The sequence below is a fragment of the Dryocola clanedunensis genome, from assembly GCF_038405435.1.
In the GTDB taxonomy this organism is placed as follows: domain Bacteria; phylum Pseudomonadota; class Gammaproteobacteria; order Enterobacterales; family Enterobacteriaceae; genus Dryocola; species Dryocola clanedunensis_A.
Map to the genome: position 1 here is coordinate 9901 of NZ_JBBYHZ010000019.1, position 15915 is coordinate 25815.

Annotated in this window: 24 protein-coding genes; 18 read left to right on the plus strand and 6 right to left on the minus strand. The window is 51.7% G+C overall.

What is annotated here, in order from left to right:
* Positions 1–2 precede the first annotated feature (2 nt).
* From rpmD to AAE045_RS22295, 12 genes are all read left to right on the plus strand, one after another.
* Positions 3–182, plus strand: a complete 180-nt coding sequence (rpmD, locus tag AAE045_RS22240) for a 50S ribosomal protein L30 (RefSeq protein WP_202308070.1) — start codon at positions 3–5, stop codon at positions 180–182.
* Positions 183–185: 3 nt separating this feature from the next.
* Complete coding sequence (gene rplO / locus AAE045_RS22245; RefSeq protein WP_455426646.1) at positions 186–620, plus strand: large ribosomal subunit protein uL15; 435 nt, start codon at positions 186–188, stop codon at positions 618–620.
* A 7-nt stretch (positions 621–627) separates the two neighbouring features.
* Positions 628–1959: a preprotein translocase subunit SecY gene (secY, locus tag AAE045_RS22250; protein ID WP_202308074.1), complete on the plus strand. Its 1332-nt coding sequence runs from the start codon at positions 628–630 to the stop codon at positions 1957–1959.
* A 30-nt stretch (positions 1960–1989) separates the two neighbouring features.
* Positions 1990–2106 carry a 50S ribosomal protein L36 gene (rpmJ, locus tag AAE045_RS22255; protein WP_000868187.1) on the plus strand — a complete coding sequence of 39 codons (117 nt, stop codon included), beginning with the start codon at positions 1990–1992 and terminating at the stop codon, positions 2104–2106.
* Positions 2107–2252: 146 nt separating this feature from the next.
* Positions 2253–2609: a 30S ribosomal protein S13 gene (gene rpsM / locus AAE045_RS22260; protein ID WP_121264456.1), complete on the plus strand. Its 357-nt coding sequence runs from the start codon at positions 2253–2255 to the stop codon at positions 2607–2609.
* A gap of 16 nt (positions 2610–2625) precedes the next feature.
* Entirely contained in the window at positions 2626–3015 is a 390-nt protein-coding gene (gene rpsK / locus AAE045_RS22265; protein WP_004138423.1) for a 30S ribosomal protein S11, read from the plus strand.
* 34 nt (positions 3016–3049) lie between these two features.
* Entirely contained in the window at positions 3050–3670 is a 621-nt protein-coding gene (gene rpsD / locus AAE045_RS22270; protein ID WP_202308084.1) for a 30S ribosomal protein S4, read from the plus strand.
* Positions 3671–3695: 25 nt separating this feature from the next.
* A complete protein-coding gene (locus AAE045_RS22275) occupies positions 3696–4685 on the plus strand; it encodes a DNA-directed RNA polymerase subunit alpha (RefSeq protein ID WP_002438685.1) in 990 nt (329 codons plus the stop codon).
* A 40-nt stretch (positions 4686–4725) separates the two neighbouring features.
* On the plus strand, positions 4726–5112 hold the full coding sequence (gene rplQ / locus AAE045_RS22280; protein WP_202308086.1) for a 50S ribosomal protein L17: 387 nt from the start codon (positions 4726–4728) through the stop codon (positions 5110–5112).
* 113 nt (positions 5113–5225) lie between these two features.
* Positions 5226–5591, plus strand: coding sequence for a DnaJ family domain-containing protein (locus AAE045_RS22285; protein WP_455549538.1), 366 nt, complete (start codon positions 5226–5228; stop codon positions 5589–5591).
* 2 nt (positions 5592–5593) lie between these two features.
* Positions 5594–6010, plus strand: a complete 417-nt coding sequence (gene zntR / locus AAE045_RS22290; protein WP_455549529.1) for a Zn(2+)-responsive transcriptional regulator — start codon at positions 5594–5596, stop codon at positions 6008–6010.
* A 64-nt stretch (positions 6011–6074) separates the two neighbouring features.
* A complete protein-coding gene (locus AAE045_RS22295) occupies positions 6075–6317 on the plus strand; it encodes an alternative ribosome-rescue factor A (RefSeq protein ID WP_455549530.1) in 243 nt (80 codons plus the stop codon).
* Here AAE045_RS22295 and mscL read toward each other — a convergent pair.
* From mscL to def, 5 genes are all read right to left on the minus strand, one after another.
* Positions 6292–6705 (minus strand): large-conductance mechanosensitive channel protein MscL, encoded by a 414-nt coding sequence (gene mscL / locus AAE045_RS22300; RefSeq protein WP_202308094.1) that lies wholly within the window; start codon positions 6703–6705, stop codon positions 6292–6294. The genes AAE045_RS22295 and mscL overlap by 26 nt on opposite strands.
* Before the next feature lie 159 nt (positions 6706–6864).
* A complete protein-coding gene (gene trkA / locus AAE045_RS22305; protein WP_202308096.1) occupies positions 6865–8241 on the minus strand; it encodes a Trk system potassium transporter TrkA in 1377 nt (458 codons plus the stop codon).
* A gap of 48 nt (positions 8242–8289) precedes the next feature.
* Positions 8290–9579, minus strand: a complete 1290-nt coding sequence (rsmB, locus tag AAE045_RS22310) for a 16S rRNA (cytosine(967)-C(5))-methyltransferase RsmB (protein ID WP_455549531.1) — start codon at positions 9577–9579, stop codon at positions 8290–8292.
* A gap of 72 nt (positions 9580–9651) precedes the next feature.
* The gene (fmt, locus tag AAE045_RS22315) at positions 9652–10599 is read right to left on the minus strand and encodes a methionyl-tRNA formyltransferase (protein WP_455549532.1); all 948 of its coding nucleotides are present in this window, start codon (positions 10597–10599) and stop codon (positions 9652–9654) included.
* 21 nt (positions 10600–10620) lie between these two features.
* Positions 10621–11130 (minus strand): peptide deformylase, encoded by a 510-nt coding sequence (def, locus tag AAE045_RS22320; RefSeq protein WP_455549533.1) that lies wholly within the window; start codon positions 11128–11130, stop codon positions 10621–10623.
* 128 nt (positions 11131–11258) lie between these two features.
* Here def and dprA point away from each other — a divergent pair, with 128 nt between their 5' ends.
* Genes dprA through AAE045_RS22350 form a run of 6 tightly spaced genes read left to right on the plus strand, consistent with a single transcriptional unit; the run spans position 11259 to position 15048 of the window.
* Positions 11259–12383, plus strand: a complete 1125-nt coding sequence (gene dprA / locus AAE045_RS22325) for a DNA-protecting protein DprA (RefSeq protein ID WP_455549539.1) — start codon at positions 11259–11261, stop codon at positions 12381–12383.
* Complete coding sequence (gene smg / locus AAE045_RS22330; protein ID WP_455426655.1) at positions 12355–12828, plus strand: DUF494 domain-containing protein; 474 nt, start codon at positions 12355–12357, stop codon at positions 12826–12828. The genes dprA and smg overlap by 29 nt, the downstream gene beginning before the upstream one ends.
* A 23-nt stretch (positions 12829–12851) precedes the next feature.
* Positions 12852–13394: a DNA topoisomerase family protein gene (locus AAE045_RS22335; protein ID WP_455549534.1), complete on the plus strand. Its 543-nt coding sequence runs from the start codon at positions 12852–12854 to the stop codon at positions 13392–13394.
* Positions 13395–13398: 4 nt separating this feature from the next.
* A complete protein-coding gene (tsaC, locus tag AAE045_RS22340) occupies positions 13399–13971 on the plus strand; it encodes an L-threonylcarbamoyladenylate synthase type 1 TsaC (RefSeq protein ID WP_455549535.1) in 573 nt (190 codons plus the stop codon).
* A gap of 4 nt (positions 13972–13975) precedes the next feature.
* Positions 13976–14794 (plus strand): shikimate dehydrogenase, encoded by an 819-nt coding sequence (gene aroE / locus AAE045_RS22345; RefSeq protein WP_455549540.1) that lies wholly within the window; start codon positions 13976–13978, stop codon positions 14792–14794.
* Entirely contained in the window at positions 14791–15048 is a 258-nt protein-coding gene (locus AAE045_RS22350) for a DUF1488 domain-containing protein (RefSeq protein ID WP_455549536.1), read from the plus strand. The genes aroE and AAE045_RS22350 overlap by 4 nt, the downstream gene beginning before the upstream one ends.
* On the opposite strand, the gene AAE045_RS22355 is transcribed toward AAE045_RS22350, so the two are convergent.
* Positions 15024–15578, minus strand: a complete 555-nt coding sequence (locus AAE045_RS22355; RefSeq protein ID WP_455549537.1) for a gamma carbonic anhydrase family protein — start codon at positions 15576–15578, stop codon at positions 15024–15026. The two genes, AAE045_RS22350 and AAE045_RS22355, sit on opposite strands and share 25 nt — an antisense overlap.
* Positions 15579–15915: the final 337 nt, after the last annotated feature.

Here is a 15915-nt window from a genome sequence, read left to right on the forward strand (position 1 = left end):
CCATGGCAAAGACTATTAAAATTACACAAACCCGCAGTGCAATCGGTCGTCTGCCTAAGCACAAGGCAACGCTGCTTGGCCTGGGTCTGCGTCGTATTGGCCACACTGTAGAGCGCGAAGATACTGCTGCTGTACGTGGTATGGTCAACGCGGTTTCCTACATGGTTAAAGTTGAGGAGTAAGAGATGCGTTTAAATACTCTGTCTCCGGCCGAAGGGTCTAAGCACGCTTCCAAGCGTCTGGGTCGCGGTATCGGTTCTGGCCTCGGTAAAACCGGCGGTCGTGGTCACAAAGGTCAGAACTCTCGTTCTGGCGGTGGCGTACGTCGCGGGTTCGAAGGTGGTCAGATGCCGTTGTATCGTCGTCTGCCGAAATTCGGTTTCACCTCTCGCAAAGCAATGATCACCGCAGAGATTCGTCTGTCTGATCTGGCGAAAGTTGAAGGCGACGTAGTTGACCTGAACACGCTGAAAGCAGCTAACATTATCGGTATTCAGATTGAGTTCGCGAAAGTGATCCTGTCTGGCGAGGTTTCTCGTCCGGTAACCGTTAACGGCCTGCGTGTCACTAAAGGCGCTCGTGCTGCTATCGAAGCTGCTGGCGGTAAAATCGAGGAATAAGTAGCAGATGGCAAAGCAACCGGGATTAGATTTTCAAAGTGCTAAAGGTGGGCTTGGCGAGCTGAAACGCAGACTGATGTTTGTTATCGGTGCGCTCATTGTGTTCCGCATTGGCTCTTTTATTCCGATCCCTGGTATTGATGCCGCTGTACTTGCCAAACTGCTTGAACAACAGCGAGGCACCATCATTGAAATGTTTAACATGTTCTCTGGTGGTGCTCTCAGCCGTGCTTCAATCTTTGCATTGGGTATCATGCCGTACATTTCGGCATCGATTATTATCCAGCTGCTGACGGTGGTTCATCCAGCGTTAGCAGAGTTGAAGAAAGAAGGGGAGTCTGGTCGTCGTAAGATCAGCCAGTACACCCGTTACGGTACTCTGGTGTTGGCCGTATTCCAGTCGATCGGTATTGCTACCGGTTTGCCGAATATGCCTGGTATGCAAGGCTTGGTGTTAAACCCAAGCTTTGCATTCTATTTCACCGCTGTTGTGAGTCTGGTCACAGGGACGATGTTCCTGATGTGGCTTGGCGAACAAATTACTGAGCGTGGTATCGGTAACGGTATCTCAATCATAATTTTCGCTGGTATTGTTGCGGGTTTACCGCCGGCCATTGGCCATACTATCGAACAAGCTCGGCAAGGCGACCTGCACTTCCTCCTGTTGCTGTTGGTTGCAGTATTAGTATTCGCAGTGACCTTCTTCGTTGTCTTTGTTGAGCGTGGTCAACGCCGCATTGTGGTGAACTACGCAAAACGTCAACAAGGTCGCCGGGTCTATGCTGCGCAGAGCACACATTTACCGTTGAAAGTGAATATGGCAGGGGTTATCCCGGCTATCTTTGCTTCCAGCATTATTCTGTTCCCTGCGACCATCGCGTCATGGTTCGGGGGCGGTACCGGTTGGAACTGGCTGACAACAATTTCGCTGTATTTGCAGCCTGGGCAACCGCTTTATGTGTTACTCTATGCGTCTGCAATCATCTTCTTCTGTTTCTTCTATACGGCGTTGGTCTTCAACCCTCGTGAAACAGCAGATAACCTGAAGAAGTCCGGTGCATTTGTACCAGGAATTCGTCCGGGAGAACAAACGGCGAAGTATATTGATAAAGTAATGACCCGCCTGACTTTGGTTGGTGCGCTGTACATTACCTTTATCTGCCTAATCCCGGAGTTCATGCGTGATGCGATGAAAGTGCCGTTCTACTTCGGTGGGACCTCACTGCTAATTGTCGTCGTGGTTATCATGGACTTTATGGCTCAAGTGCAAACTCTGATGATGTCCAGTCAGTACGAGTCTGCATTGAAGAAAGCGAACCTGAAAGGCTACGGCCGTTAATTGTCGCTTGAGAAGTTACGGAGAGTAAAAATGAAAGTTCGTGCTTCCGTCAAGAAATTATGTCGTAACTGCAAAATCGTTAAGCGTGACGGTGTTATTCGCGTGATTTGCAGTGCCGAGCCGAAGCATAAACAGCGTCAAGGCTGATTATCTCGCATATTTTTCTTGCAAAGTTGGGTTGAGCTGGCTAGATTAGCCAGCCAATCTTTTGTATGTCTATGCGTTTCCATTTGAGTATCCTGAAAACGGGCTTTTCGGTATGGAACGCATAATCTAAATAGTAGGAGTGCATAGTGGCCCGTATAGCAGGCATTAACATTCCTGATCAGAAACATGCCGTAATCGCATTGACTTCGATTTACGGTGTCGGCAAGACTCGCTCCAAGGCCATTTGCGCCTCTGCGGGTATCGCTGAAGATGTGAAGATCAGTGAGCTGTCTGAAGAACAAATCGACACGCTGCGTGACGAAGTTGCCAAATTTGTCGTTGAAGGTGATCTGCGCCGTGAAGTTAGCATGAGCATCAAGCGTCTGATGGACCTTGGTTGCTATCGCGGTTTGCGTCATCGTCGTGGTCTTCCAGTACGCGGTCAGCGTACCAAGACCAACGCCCGTACCCGTAAGGGTCCGCGCAAACCGATCAAGAAATAATCGGGGTGATTGAATAATGGCAAAGGCACCAGTTCGTGCACGTAAGCGTGTAAGAAAACAAGTCTCTGACGGCGTGGCTCATGTCCATGCTTCTTTCAACAACACAATCGTTACCATTACCGATCGTCAAGGTAACGCGTTGGGTTGGGCAACTGCCGGTGGTTCCGGTTTCCGTGGTTCTCGCAAATCAACTCCGTTCGCAGCTCAGGTTGCAGCAGAGCGTTGCGCAGAAGCCGTGAAAGAATACGGTATCAAGAACCTGGAAGTTATGGTTAAGGGACCGGGTCCGGGCCGCGAATCTACTATTCGTGCTCTGAACGCCGCTGGTTTCCGCATCACTAATATTACTGATGTGACTCCGATCCCTCACAACGGTTGTCGTCCGCCGAAAAAACGTCGCGTATAACGCCCCGTTTTTTTAGGTTTGTTGGAGAAAGAAAATGGCAAGATATTTGGGTCCTAAGCTCAAGCTGAGCCGTCGTGAGGGCACCGACTTATTCCTTAAGTCTGGCGTTCGCGCGATCGATACCAAGTGTAAAATTGAACAAGCTCCTGGCCAGCACGGTGCGCGTAAACCGCGTCTGTCTGACTATGGTGTGCAGTTGCGTGAAAAGCAAAAAGTTCGCCGTATCTACGGTGTGCTGGAGCGTCAGTTCCGTAACTACTATAAAGAAGCAGCTCGTCTGAAAGGCAACACCGGTGAAAACCTGTTGGCTCTGCTGGAAGGTCGTCTGGACAACGTTGTTTACCGTATGGGCTTCGGCGCCACTCGTGCAGAAGCACGTCAGCTGGTTAGCCACAAGTCAGTAATGGTAAACGGTCGCGTTGTTAACATCGCTTCTTATCAGGTAACTCCGAATGACGTAGTCAGCATCCGTGAGAAAGCCAAAAAGCAATCTCGCGTGAAGGCCGCTCTGGAGCTGGCTGAGCAGCGTGAAAAGCCAACCTGGCTGGAAGTTGATGCTGCCAAGATGGAAGGTGTGTTCAAGCGTAAGCCTGAGCGTACTGATCTGTCTGCGGACATTAACGAACACCTGATCGTCGAGCTTTACTCCAAGTAAAGCTTAGTACCAAAGAGAGGACACAATGCAGGGTTCTGTGACAGAGTTTCTAAAACCGCGCCTGGTAGATATCGAGCAAGTGAGTTCGACGCACGCCAAGGTGACCCTTGAGCCTTTAGAGCGTGGCTTTGGCCATACTCTTGGTAACGCGCTGCGCCGTATTCTGCTTTCTTCGATGCCGGGTTGCGCGGTGACCGAGGTTGAGATTGATGGTGTACTACATGAGTACAGCACCAAAGAAGGCGTTCAGGAAGATATCCTGGAGATCCTGCTCAACCTGAAAGGGCTGGCGGTGAGAGTTCAAGGCAAAGATGAAGTTATTCTTACCCTGAACAAATCTGGCATTGGCCCTGTGACTGCAGCCGATATCACCCATGATGGTGATGTCGAAATCGTCAAGCCTCAGCACGTGATCTGCCACCTGACCGATGAAAACGCATCTATTAGCATGCGTATCAAAGTTCAGCGTGGTCGTGGTTATGTGCCGGCCTCTGCCCGAATTCATTCGGAAGAAGATGAGCGCCCAATCGGCCGTCTGTTAGTCGACGCATGTTACAGCCCTGTAGAGCGTATTGCCTACAATGTTGAAGCAGCTCGTGTTGAACAGCGTACCGACCTGGACAAGCTGGTCATCGAAATGGAAACGAACGGCACAATCGATCCTGAAGAGGCGATTCGTCGTGCGGCAACCATCCTGGCAGAACAACTTGAAGCTTTCGTTGACTTACGTGATGTTCGTCAGCCGGAAGTTAAAGAAGAGAAACCAGAATTCGATCCGATCCTGCTGCGCCCTGTTGACGATCTGGAATTGACTGTCCGCTCTGCTAACTGCCTTAAGGCAGAAGCTATCCACTATATCGGTGATCTGGTACAGCGTACCGAGGTTGAGCTTCTTAAGACGCCTAACCTTGGTAAAAAATCTCTTACAGAGATTAAAGACGTGCTGGCTTCCCGTGGACTGTCTCTGGGCATGCGCCTGGAAAACTGGCCACCGGCAAGCATCGCTGACGAGTAACCGGATCACAGGTTAAGGTTTTACTGAGAAGGATAAGGTCATGCGCCATCGTAAGAGTGGTCGTCAACTGAACCGCAACAGCAGCCATCGCCAGGCTATGTTCCGCAACATGGCAGGTTCACTGGTTCGTCATGAGATCATCAAGACGACCCTGCCTAAAGCGAAAGAGCTGCGTCGCGTAGTTGAGCCGCTGATTACTCTTGCCAAGACTGATAGCGTTGCTAATCGTCGTCTGGCATTCGCCCGCACTCGTGATAACGAGATCGTGGCAAAACTGTTTAATGAACTGGGTCCGCGTTTTGCAGCGCGTACTGGTGGTTACACTCGTATTCTTAAGTGTGGCTTCCGTGCTGGTGATAACGCTCCGATGGCTTACATCGAGCTGGTTGACCGCGCCGAGACTCAAACAGAAGCTGCTGCAGAGTAATCTGTAGTAACATGAAAAAACCGGGCTTGCCCGGTTTTTTTATATCTGCGATTTCCCATTCCTGCCTGTTCCGTCGTATCCTTTCTGCAAATCCATCCCTGTTATTTAACGATATGTGGTTACTCGATCAGTGGGCTGAGCGTCATATTGCCGAGGCTCAGCGTAAAGGTGAATTTGAAAATTTGCCAGGAGCGGGCCAACCGCTGGTATTGGATGATGACTCCCATGTCCCTGCGGAATTGCGCACGGCCTTCCGGCTGCTGAAAAATGCGGGTTGTCTTCCACCTGAGCTCCAGCAGCGCAAGGAGGCACTGGAGCTTAATGACTTGCTTAACTCCATCAATCAGGAGCATCCTGACTACCAGGCCATCAGCAAAAAACTGATGCTGCTCGAGCTTAAGCTAAGACAGGCTGGCCTGAGTACCGATTTCCTGCACGGTGACTATGCCGTTAAATTGCTGCGTAAGGTCGAGGAGTAAGAATGTACCGTATTGGAGAACTGGCCAGACTGGCCGATGTGACACCCGACACAATTCGCTATTATGAAAAACAGCGAATGATGGAACATGAGATCAGAACGGAGGGAGGCTTCCGGCTTTACAGCGAGACAGATCTGCAGCGTCTAAAATTTATTCGCTATGCCAAGCAGCTGGGGTTTACCCTTGAAACTATACGTGAACTGCTTTCGATCCGTGTCGATCCTGAACATCATACCTGCCAGGAATCAAAAGGCATCGTACAGAGCCGTTTAAAAGAAGTTGAGTCGAAGATTAACGAGCTGGAACATATGCGAAAATCATTACAGCGGCTCAATGATGCCTGTTGTGGGACGGCGCACAGCAGCGTTTACTGTTCGATTCTTGAAGCCCTTGAGCAGGGAGCCAGCATCACAAAATAGCGCTTGCAGCTTACCTGACACAGGCATAAAATCGCGCCGTTAAATTAACCATATTGGAGTTTTTATGAGCAAGTACCAGCATAAGAAAGGGGTTATAAAAGACAATGCCATTGAGGCGTTATTGCATGACCCACTGTTTCGCCAGAGAGTTGAACAGAATAAGAAGGGGAAAGGAAGCTATCAGCGTAACGCGAAACATGGCAAGAGGGGTAACTGGGAGGCCAGTGGCAAACAAGCAGAGTGCTTTTTTACCACTGGCCTTCTTCTTTCAGATAAGGCTATCAGATTCGCTCGTTCTGCTGCTTAAGCAGGTCGCGAATTTCGCTAAGCAGTACTTCCTCTTTGCTCGGCGCCGGTGGTGCCGCAGGCTCTTCAACTTTCTTACGGTTGAGTTTATTGATAACTTTGATTGCCATAAAGATGGCGAAAGCCACGATCACAAAATCAAAGATATTCTGGATAAACACGCCATAATGCATCACAACAGCCGGGATATCCCCTGCCGCAGGCCTTAACGTTAAAGCGAACTGCTTGAAATCAACGCCGCCAATCAGCAACCCAAGCGGCGGCATAATAATATCCGCGACCAGTGAAGAAACGATTTTCCCGAATGCTGCACCAATAATCACACCCACTGCCAAATCTACAACGTTTCCGCGCATCGCAAATTCGCGGAATTCTTTTAACATGCTCATTTTTCTCTCCTTGTTCCGGCTGACGTTAATAAGTCTAACAAATGATGAACCGATTGCCATAACGCAAGGAAATAAGAGTCCTTCGCTAATCCCTTAATTTAAGAGTGGTTTATCGAATGCTGGTTACAAGCGAACAGCCTCCGGGGCTGCCCGCATGGCTTACAGGAAGAATGGACTTGGCTGGAACAGGCGCTCAACGTCGCTGACAAATTTCTTATCAGTGAGGAACATAATCACGTGGTCGCCTTGCTCAATGCGGAGATTGTCATTAGCTATCATGACGTCGTTACCCCGTACGACGGCACCTATTATGGTGCCAGGCGGCAGCTTAATATCATCGATAACACGACCAACAACGCGTGAAGTACTTTCATCACCGTGGGCGACGGCTTCGATTGCTTCCGCTACGCCGCGACGAAGTGAAGATACGCCTACAATATCCGCTTTACGCACATGTCCAAGAAGTGCCGAAATGGTCGCCTGCTGAGGAGATATCGCAATATCTATGACGCTGCCCTGAACAAGATCGACGTATGCGCGACGCTGGATCAGCACCATGACTTTCTTCGCGCCCATCCGCTTGGCCAGCATGGCGGACATGATGTTTGCTTCGTCATCGTTGGTGACGGCAATGAACAAATCTACCTGTTCAATGTGCTCTTCCGCCAGCAGCTCCTGGTCGGATGCATCGCCGTAGAAGACGATGGTGTTTTGCAGCATCTCCGCCAGTTCCGCAGCGCGTTGCGGATCGCGTTCGATAAGCTTAACGCTGTAATCTTTTTCAAGGCGCTGCGCCAGGCCAGCACCGATGTTACCGCCACCAACCAGCATAATGCGCTTGTAGGGTTTTTCGAGGCGCTGAAGCTCGCTCATCACCGCGCGAATATTCTGTGAGGCCGCAATAAAGAACACTTCATCCCCGGCCTCAACAATAGTAGAGCCTTGTGGGCGAATAGGATGGTCATGGCGAAATATCGCCGCAACCCGCGTTTCAATATGCGGCATATGTTCACGCATCGTTGAAAGCGCGTTGCCTATCAGCGGGCCACCATAGTAAGCCTTTACTACCGCGAGGCTTACCTTGCCCTCAGCAAAATTCACAACCTGCAGCGCGCCCGGGTACTCGATCAGGCGATAGATACTGTCGATAACCAGCTGCTCAGGTGCAATGAGGTGGTCAATAGGCACAGCTTCTGCGTTGAACAGACGCTCTGCATCGCGCACGTAATCCGGCGCCCGGATACGTGCAATCCGGTTCGGCGTGTTAAACAGCGAATACGCGACCTGACAGGCAATCATATTCGTTTCGTCAGAGCTGGTAACGGCCACAAGCATATCGGCGTCATCCGCCCCTGCCTCTCGCAAAACGCGCGGGTGTGAGCCATGGCCCTGGACAACGCGCAGGTCAAACTTATCCTGTAAGCTGCGCAGGCGATCCTGATTGGTATCGACAACGGTAATATCGTTATTTTCACCGACCAGGTTTTCTGCAAGGGTGCCACCGACCTGGCCCGCACCCAGAATAATTATTTTCATATTTATAGCTTCATTAAGGATGAAACTGACGACTCAGTAATGCGCGAGTCAGTTTTTAATAAGCTTAGCGTAAAAGAAGCCGTCGCCTTCGTGCTCTGCCGGCAGATTCTGGATGCCCGGCAATTCTGGCGTTCCCGTTTCCACCAGCTTCGCTTCAGGATGGCGATTCAGGAAAGCGGCGACCTGCAGGCTGTTTTCTTCCGGGAGGATTGAGCAGGTTGCGTAAAGCAGCGTGCCACCTGATTTCAGATGTGGCCAGATAGCTTCGAGGATCTCTTTTTGCAGCTCCGCAAGTTCAGCAATATCCCTATCGCGGCGCAGCCACTTAATGTCCGGGTGACGGCGAATGACGCCGGTCGCCGAGCAGGGGGCATCCAGTAAAATTCTGTCGAACTGCTGTTTGCCGCACCACTGCGCCGGGAAACGGCCGTCGCCCTGTTTAACTTCGGCATTCATGCCCAGACGCTGCAAGTTTTCATAAACGCGTTTAAGCCGCGCTGGATCAACATCTACTGCCATGACTTCAGCCGCCGGGGCCGCTTCCAGAATATGCGTGGTTTTGCCTCCCGGCGCGGCGCAAAGATCCAGGATCGTTTCGCCATCCTGCGGATCGAGCAGATCAACGCAGCCCTGGGCTGAAGCATCCTGAACGGTCACCCAGCCCTGCTCAAAGCCCGGCAGCACGTGAACTGGCGCAGGCGTGTCAAGACGGACGGCATCGCGATAATGCGGGTGCGGCTGTCCTTCCAGGCCAGCTTCTGACAGAAGTTTCAGCCACTCATCGCGTGAGTGATGCTGACGATTAACGCGCAGCCACATTGGCGGACGCTGATTATTGGCGGCAATAATTTCCTGCCATTGGCCTGGATAAGCTTTCCTGATGCGCTGCATCAGCCAGGCGGGATGGAGGAAACGGCTCTCATGTTTTGCCGCTTCCGCCATCAGCTCGTCCTGCTGACGCTGGAACTGGCGTAAGACGCCGTTAATCAGCCCTTTTAAAGACTGACGTTTTATTGCAACGGCGCCTTCTACGGTTTCCGCAAGCGCTGCATGGGCGGGGATACGGGTATAAAGCAACTGATAAAAACCTACCATAATCAGATAGTGGATGGTGCGCTGTTTGCCGGTCATTGGACGGGACATCAGCTTGCTCACCAGCCATTCAAGCTGTGGTAACGTGCGCAGCACGCCGAAGCACAGCTCCTGGAGTAGCGCTTTGTCTTTATCAGATACTTTTTGCTGCATCGGTGGCAGCACGTTGCTCAACGATTGTCCTTTTTCGACAACCTGCTCAATAGTCTGGGCTGCCAGACTGCGAAGATTTAATGATTTTTTCATAGCTACGCTCTGTTTTCCGGCGCTTAAAAACAAAAATGCCCAGGCTTACCCGGGCGTAGTAACGTTTTTTATTCAGGCGAGTAATGCGCCTGGTTCGAACCATTCACGGCGGGAGTTCAGCAAATCCTGCGCTTTCATTGCTTTTTTACCAGCAGGCTGCAGCTCTTCAAGATTCAAAATGCCCTCGACCGTCGCTACCTGGATCCCCTGCTTAGTGGCTTCCAGAATAGTGCCGGGTTTGGCATTCGTTTGCCGATCTATAGCCGTGGCACGCCACACTTTAACCGGCTGCTCGTCGATTTCCAGCCAGCTCATCGGCCATGGATTGAAGGCGCGAATACACCGCTCGAGCTGAACCGCCGAAAGGGACCAGTCGATGCGGGCCTCTTCTTTGCTCAGCTTTTCGGCGTAGGTGACAAGGGACTCATCCTGAACTTCAGGCTTAGCCGTGCCCTGGGCCAGCTGACTTAACGTTTCCAGTAATCCCTGCGGGCCCAGATCGGCAAGTTTGTCGTAAAGTGATGCGCTGGTATCTTGCGGGGTGATGTCGCAGGCAAGCTTAAACAGCATGTCGCCTGTATCCAGGCCCACATCCATTTGCATGATAGTGACGCCCGTCTGAGCATCGCCAGCCCATAGAGAGCGTTGGATTGGTGCCGCTCCGCGCCAGCGTGGCAGCAGGGAGCCATGCACGTTAATACAGCCTAAACGCGGCATATCAAGCACCGCTTTTGGCAGGATTAAACCATAGGCAACGACGACCATGACATCCGCGTTCAGGTCAGCAATAAGCTGCTGATTTTCAGCCGGGCGCAATGAAGCTGGCTGGAACACAGGGATCTCTTTTTCGCAGGCCAACACCTTAACCGGGCTGGGCATAAGTTTCTTACCACGGCCTGCCGGGCGATCGGGCTGGGTGAAAACGCCGACAACCTGATGCCCAGACGACAGCAGCGCGTCTAAGTGACGCGCTGCAAAATCGGGGGTGCCGGCGAAAATAATACGCAATGAATCAGACACATTATTCCCTTTCGTAGTGGATTAAGCGCTCTTGTTCAGACGAGCCATTTTTTCCAGTTTCTGACGAATGCGCTGACGCTTCATCGGCGAGAGGTAATCAACAAACAGTTTGCCGATCAGGTGGTCCATCTCATGCTGAATACAGATAGCCAGCAGGCCATCTGCCTCTAATTCGTACGGCTTGCCTTCACGATCCAGCGCGCGAATTTTAACGGTTTCCGCACGCGGCACGAGAGCACGCTGTTCAGGAATAGAAAGGCAGCCTTCCTCAATACCCGTTTCACCGCTTTGTTCCAGCAATTCCGGGTTGATAAGTACCAGGCGTTCATCACGGTTTTCCGACACATCAATGACAATAATGCGCTGATGGATATCTACCTGTGTTGCCGCAAGGCCAATCCCTTCCTCTGCGTACATTGTCTCGAACATGTCGTCAACAATACGCTGAATCTCAGCATTCACCTCTTTGACCGGAGCCGCCACAGTGCGAAGGCGCTCGTCCGGAAAATGTAATACTTGTAAAACTGACATATTTATCCAGAGCTGTGTTCAATTGATAGAAGGATTCTTCTCTCTATTCTAGACAAAACCCCCTTTGATTGACAGCATCAGTGACCAATCGCAAGGATTGCTTTTATGGCTTATGGCAGGGGGAAACAGTGTTACCAACGGAGATTTGGTTGCGCCTTATGGCAGTGAACAGCCTGAGCGGCGATAAGATGCTGGAAATCGCCCAAAACCTGCTGTCCGGCACGCAGTTTTCCCCCGGCTCGCTTGCCGCTGCGGGTCTCACCTCCCGGCAGATTAAGCAATTTATTGGCTTTAGCGAGCGTGAGCTTGAAAACAGCTATTTATGGCTTGAGCAAACCGGGCATCATCTGCTCACGGTAGACAGTCCCCACTATCCTGAACAGCTCCGCGCGACGGAGGATTTCCCTGCGGCCCTGTTGATAGCAGGCAACCTGCCGCTGCTCGCCAGCAATCAGCTGGCCGTTGTCGGTAGCCGCAATCTCTCAATGTATGGTGAAAGATGGTGCCGCTTGTTCTGCGAGCCACTGGCCGCCGCTGGGCTGACCATAACCAGCGGCCTGGCATTGGGCATTGATGGCGTAGCTCATCGCGCTACGTTGCAGGCAGGGGGGAAAACCGTGGCCGTGTTGGGCAATGGTTTGCATGACATTTACCCTAAACGTCATCGGCAGCTCGCACAAAGCATTGTTGAAGCCGGTGGTGCGCTGGTTTCCGAATTTCCGTTAGCTACCACACCCTGGCCCGCAAACTTTCCCCGTCGCAATCGTATTATTAGCGGCCTGAGCCGGGCCGTATTTGTTGTGGAGGCCTCTGAACGCAGCGGCTCGTTAGTCACAGCGAAACTGGCCGTGGAACAAGGAAGAGAGGTCTTTGCGCTACCGGGGCCAATTGGCAGCCCGGGGAGTGAAGGCCCGCACTGGCTGATAAAACAGGGGGCCACGCTGGTCAGCCACCCCGCCGATATCCTTGACTACCTTAGAAGCGAACTACAATGGCTGACTCCATCGCACAAAACCCTAATATATTCTGCCGATGAAGGCGGTCACACATTGCCATTTCCCGAGCTGTTGGCTAACGTAGGAGATGAGGTTACACCTGTTGACGTCGTCGCTGAACGTGCCGGCCAACCTGTGCCAGAGACGGTAGCCCAACTGCTCGAACTGGAGTTAGCAGGATGGATCGCAGCTGTACCCGGCGGCTATGTCCGATTGAGGAGGGCATGCCATGTTCGACGTACTAATGTACTTATTTGAAACCTACATCCATAACGAAGCTGAAATGCGCGTAGATCAGGATAAACTGACTCGCGATCTCACCGATGCCGGTTTTGATCGCGAAGACATTTACAACGCGTTGGTATGGCTTGAAAAGCTGGCTGATTATCAGGAAGGGCTCACCGAGCCGATGCAACTGGCCGCCGATCCACTTTCCATGCGGGTCTACACGGAAGAAGAAAGCATGCGTCTGGATGCCAGCTGCCGGGGATTTTTACTTTTCCTTGAGCAGATTCAGGTGCTAAACCTCGAAACTCGCGAAATGGTGATTGAACGCGTGCTGGCGCTGGATACCGCTGAATTTGAGTTAGAAGACTTAAAGTGGGTGATATTAATGGTGCTGTTCAACATTCCGGGATGCGAAAATGCCTATCAGCAGATGGAAGAATTACTCTTCGAAGTAAATGACGGTATGCTGCACTAAATTTCTGTGCAGCAAGAGAAGCTATGACCAAATCAGCACTGTTCACGGTGCCTAAAAATGAACCCTGCCCCCAATGCGGGGCAGAGTTAGTGATTCGTTCCGGCAAGCACGGCCCCTTTCTGGGCTGCTCCCATTACCCGGAATGTGATTACGTACGCCCGCTAAAAGGCCAGGCCGATGGTCATGTTGTCAAAGTGCTGGAAGGGCAGGCTTGTCCAGAATGCCAGGCAACGCTTGTCCTGCGTCAGGGGCGGTTCGGTATGTTTATCGGCTGTAGCAATTATCCTGAATGCGAACACACTGAAGTGATCGATAAGCCTGATGAGACGGCAATCACCTGTCCGCAATGTCAGCAGGGCCAGCTGGTGCAGCGTCGTTCTCGCTATGGCAAAACCTTCTGGTCGTGCGATCGCTACCCTGAATGCCAGTTTGTCATCAATTTCAAACCTATCGCTGGGGTTTGTCCTGAATGCCACTATCCGTTATTAATAGAAAAGAAAACGGCGCAGGGCGTGAAATGCCTTTGTGCCAGTAAACAATGTGGAAAGCCGGTTACGGCGGAATAAGATTGTGAACAATAGCCTGCAACAAGAGCCCATCGCACAGATCGTCGCGGCTTTGAAAAATAATAATGTCATCGCTTATCCAACAGAGGCTGTTTTTGGCGTCGGTTGCGATCCTGACAGTGAGCTGGCGGTTTCCCGTCTGCTCGCTTTAAAACAACGCCCCGTTGATAAAGGTTTGATTCTCATCGCGGCGGATTTTGAACAACTAAAACCTTATGTGGATGAGCAGGCGTTAACCGCAGCGCAGCGTGAAGCGGTTTTCTCTCGCTGGCCCGGGCCGGTAACGTTTGTCTTCCCGGCTTTGCCCTCAACGCCACGCTGGCTGACGGGTAGGTTTGATTCGTTAGCCGTCCGGGTTACTGACCATCCGCTGGTTAAAGCACTCTGCCTTGAATATGGCAAACCGCTGGTTTCAACTAGCGCCAATCTGACTGGCTTACCGCCATGCCGCACCGCCGAAGAGGTTTTGCAGCAGTTCGGTACCGATTTCCCTGTTTTACATGGTGAAACCGGTGGCCGTCAGAATCCTTCTGAAATCCGCGATGCCTTAACCGGCGAACTCTTCCGCCAGGGGTAAAATGATGGACACCTTTGCCGTTTTCGGTAATCCGATTCAACACAGCAAATCACCGCAGATCCACAAGCTTTTTGCTGAACAACTGAATATCGACCATCCGTATGGTCGTATCCTTGCTCCACTGGATGCCTTCATTGAGACGCTGGAAGCTTTCTTTGCCGCTGGTGGTAAAGGTGCCAACGTCACTATGCCGTTTAAAGAGCTGGCGTTTGCCCGAGCAGACGAGCTCACGGAGCGCGCCGCGCTTGCCGGTGCGGTGAATACTTTGAAGCGTCTGGATGATGGCCGACTGGTGGGTGATAACACCGATGGCATTGGCCTGCTGAGCGATCTTGAGCGTTTGTCGCTGGTTAAACCGGGCGATCGTGTTCTTCTTTTAGGGGCTGGTGGAGCGGCCAGAGGCGTATTGCTTCCTCTGCTGTCTCTTGACTGCGCTGTCACCATCACCAACCGTACATTTTCCCGGGCGGAAGAGCTGGCAACACTGTTCAGCCATACCGGGAGCGTTCAGGCCATTGAACAACAGCAGCTGGCTGGCCATGAGTTTGACTTGATCATCAACGCAACCTCCAGCGGTGTCGGTGGCGAAGTCCCGGCTATCCCGGTTTCTTTGCTTTCACATAATGTTCGCTGCTACGACATGTTTTATCAAAAGGGACTAACGCCGTTCCTGAGCTGGAGTATTGAACACGGCGTACAACATTATGCAGATGGGTTAGGAATGCTGGTGGGGCAGGCGGCGCATGCTTTCTTATTATGGCATGGCGTACTCCCGGCAATCACACCGGTAATTGAACAGCTTCAGAAGGAAATGGGCGAATGAACCAGTCGATCCAGTTTCCGGATCGTGAAGAGTGGGACGTGCAACGCTGCGCGATCTGCTTCCCGGCGTTGGTTAATGGTTTTCAGGTTAACTGCGCCATCGCCGGGGAAACTGTCGCCAGCCGGTTTGGCGGCGACGAAGTGAAACAGTGGCTGGAGGCTTTCCGTCTCCATCGTTGGGACTTAGAAGAGGAAGTGCAGGATCTCATTCTCAATGAACAGGAAGACGATCAGGGCTGGTACTGGCTGTCCTGATCCAAATACTCATCTTTCCAGCGCACATAGTTATTCGCGGAGTACTTCAGGCCCTCAAGCTCCCCCTCCGTTAAAGGGCGCACCTGCTTCACCGGACTCCCCAGATATAAGAACCCACTTTCCAGACGTTTGTTTTGTGGTACCAGGCTACCGGCACCGATCATGACGTCATCCTCTACTATCACGCCATCCAGCAAAATCGATCCCATCCCCACCAGAACGCGATCGCCTATCGTACAGCCATGCAGCATCACTTTATGCCCGACGGTCACATCCTCCCCCACGATCAGCGGATTACCTTCAGGCTTATAGGAAGACTTATGTGTCACGTGCAGGACGCTGCCGTCCTGAATATTGCTGCGAGCGCCTATGGCAACGTGGTTTACATCACCGCGAATGGCAACTAACGGCCAGATGCTGACGTCGTCCCCCAGCGTGACATCACCTATTACCACGCTAGAAGGATCCAGCATGACCCGTTGGCCTGTTTTTGGAGAGATTTTATGGAAGGGACGTAATACTGCGGACATAGCGACCTCGGGAAATTCATTTCGTAGATCAACTCTGGCTGCTTTTATGAGCATTGGCAAGCGGGTAAACCGTCATAAAGAGGGGCGATCGCACAGGATCTCAGCGAAAAGGGTGAAAACTAAACACTCAGAAGAAAAGATCGAAAAAAGACTTGTGCAATAAAACGGGATCCCTATAATGCGCCTCCATCGACACGGAACATGTGAATCACTTCACAAACAACCGGCTCGATGAAGAGAAAAAATCCTGAAAGAATGGGTTGACTCTGAAAGAGGAAAGCGTAATATACGCCACCTCGAGTTAGCAAGCGAAAGCGCGTAACTCACTGCTCTTTAA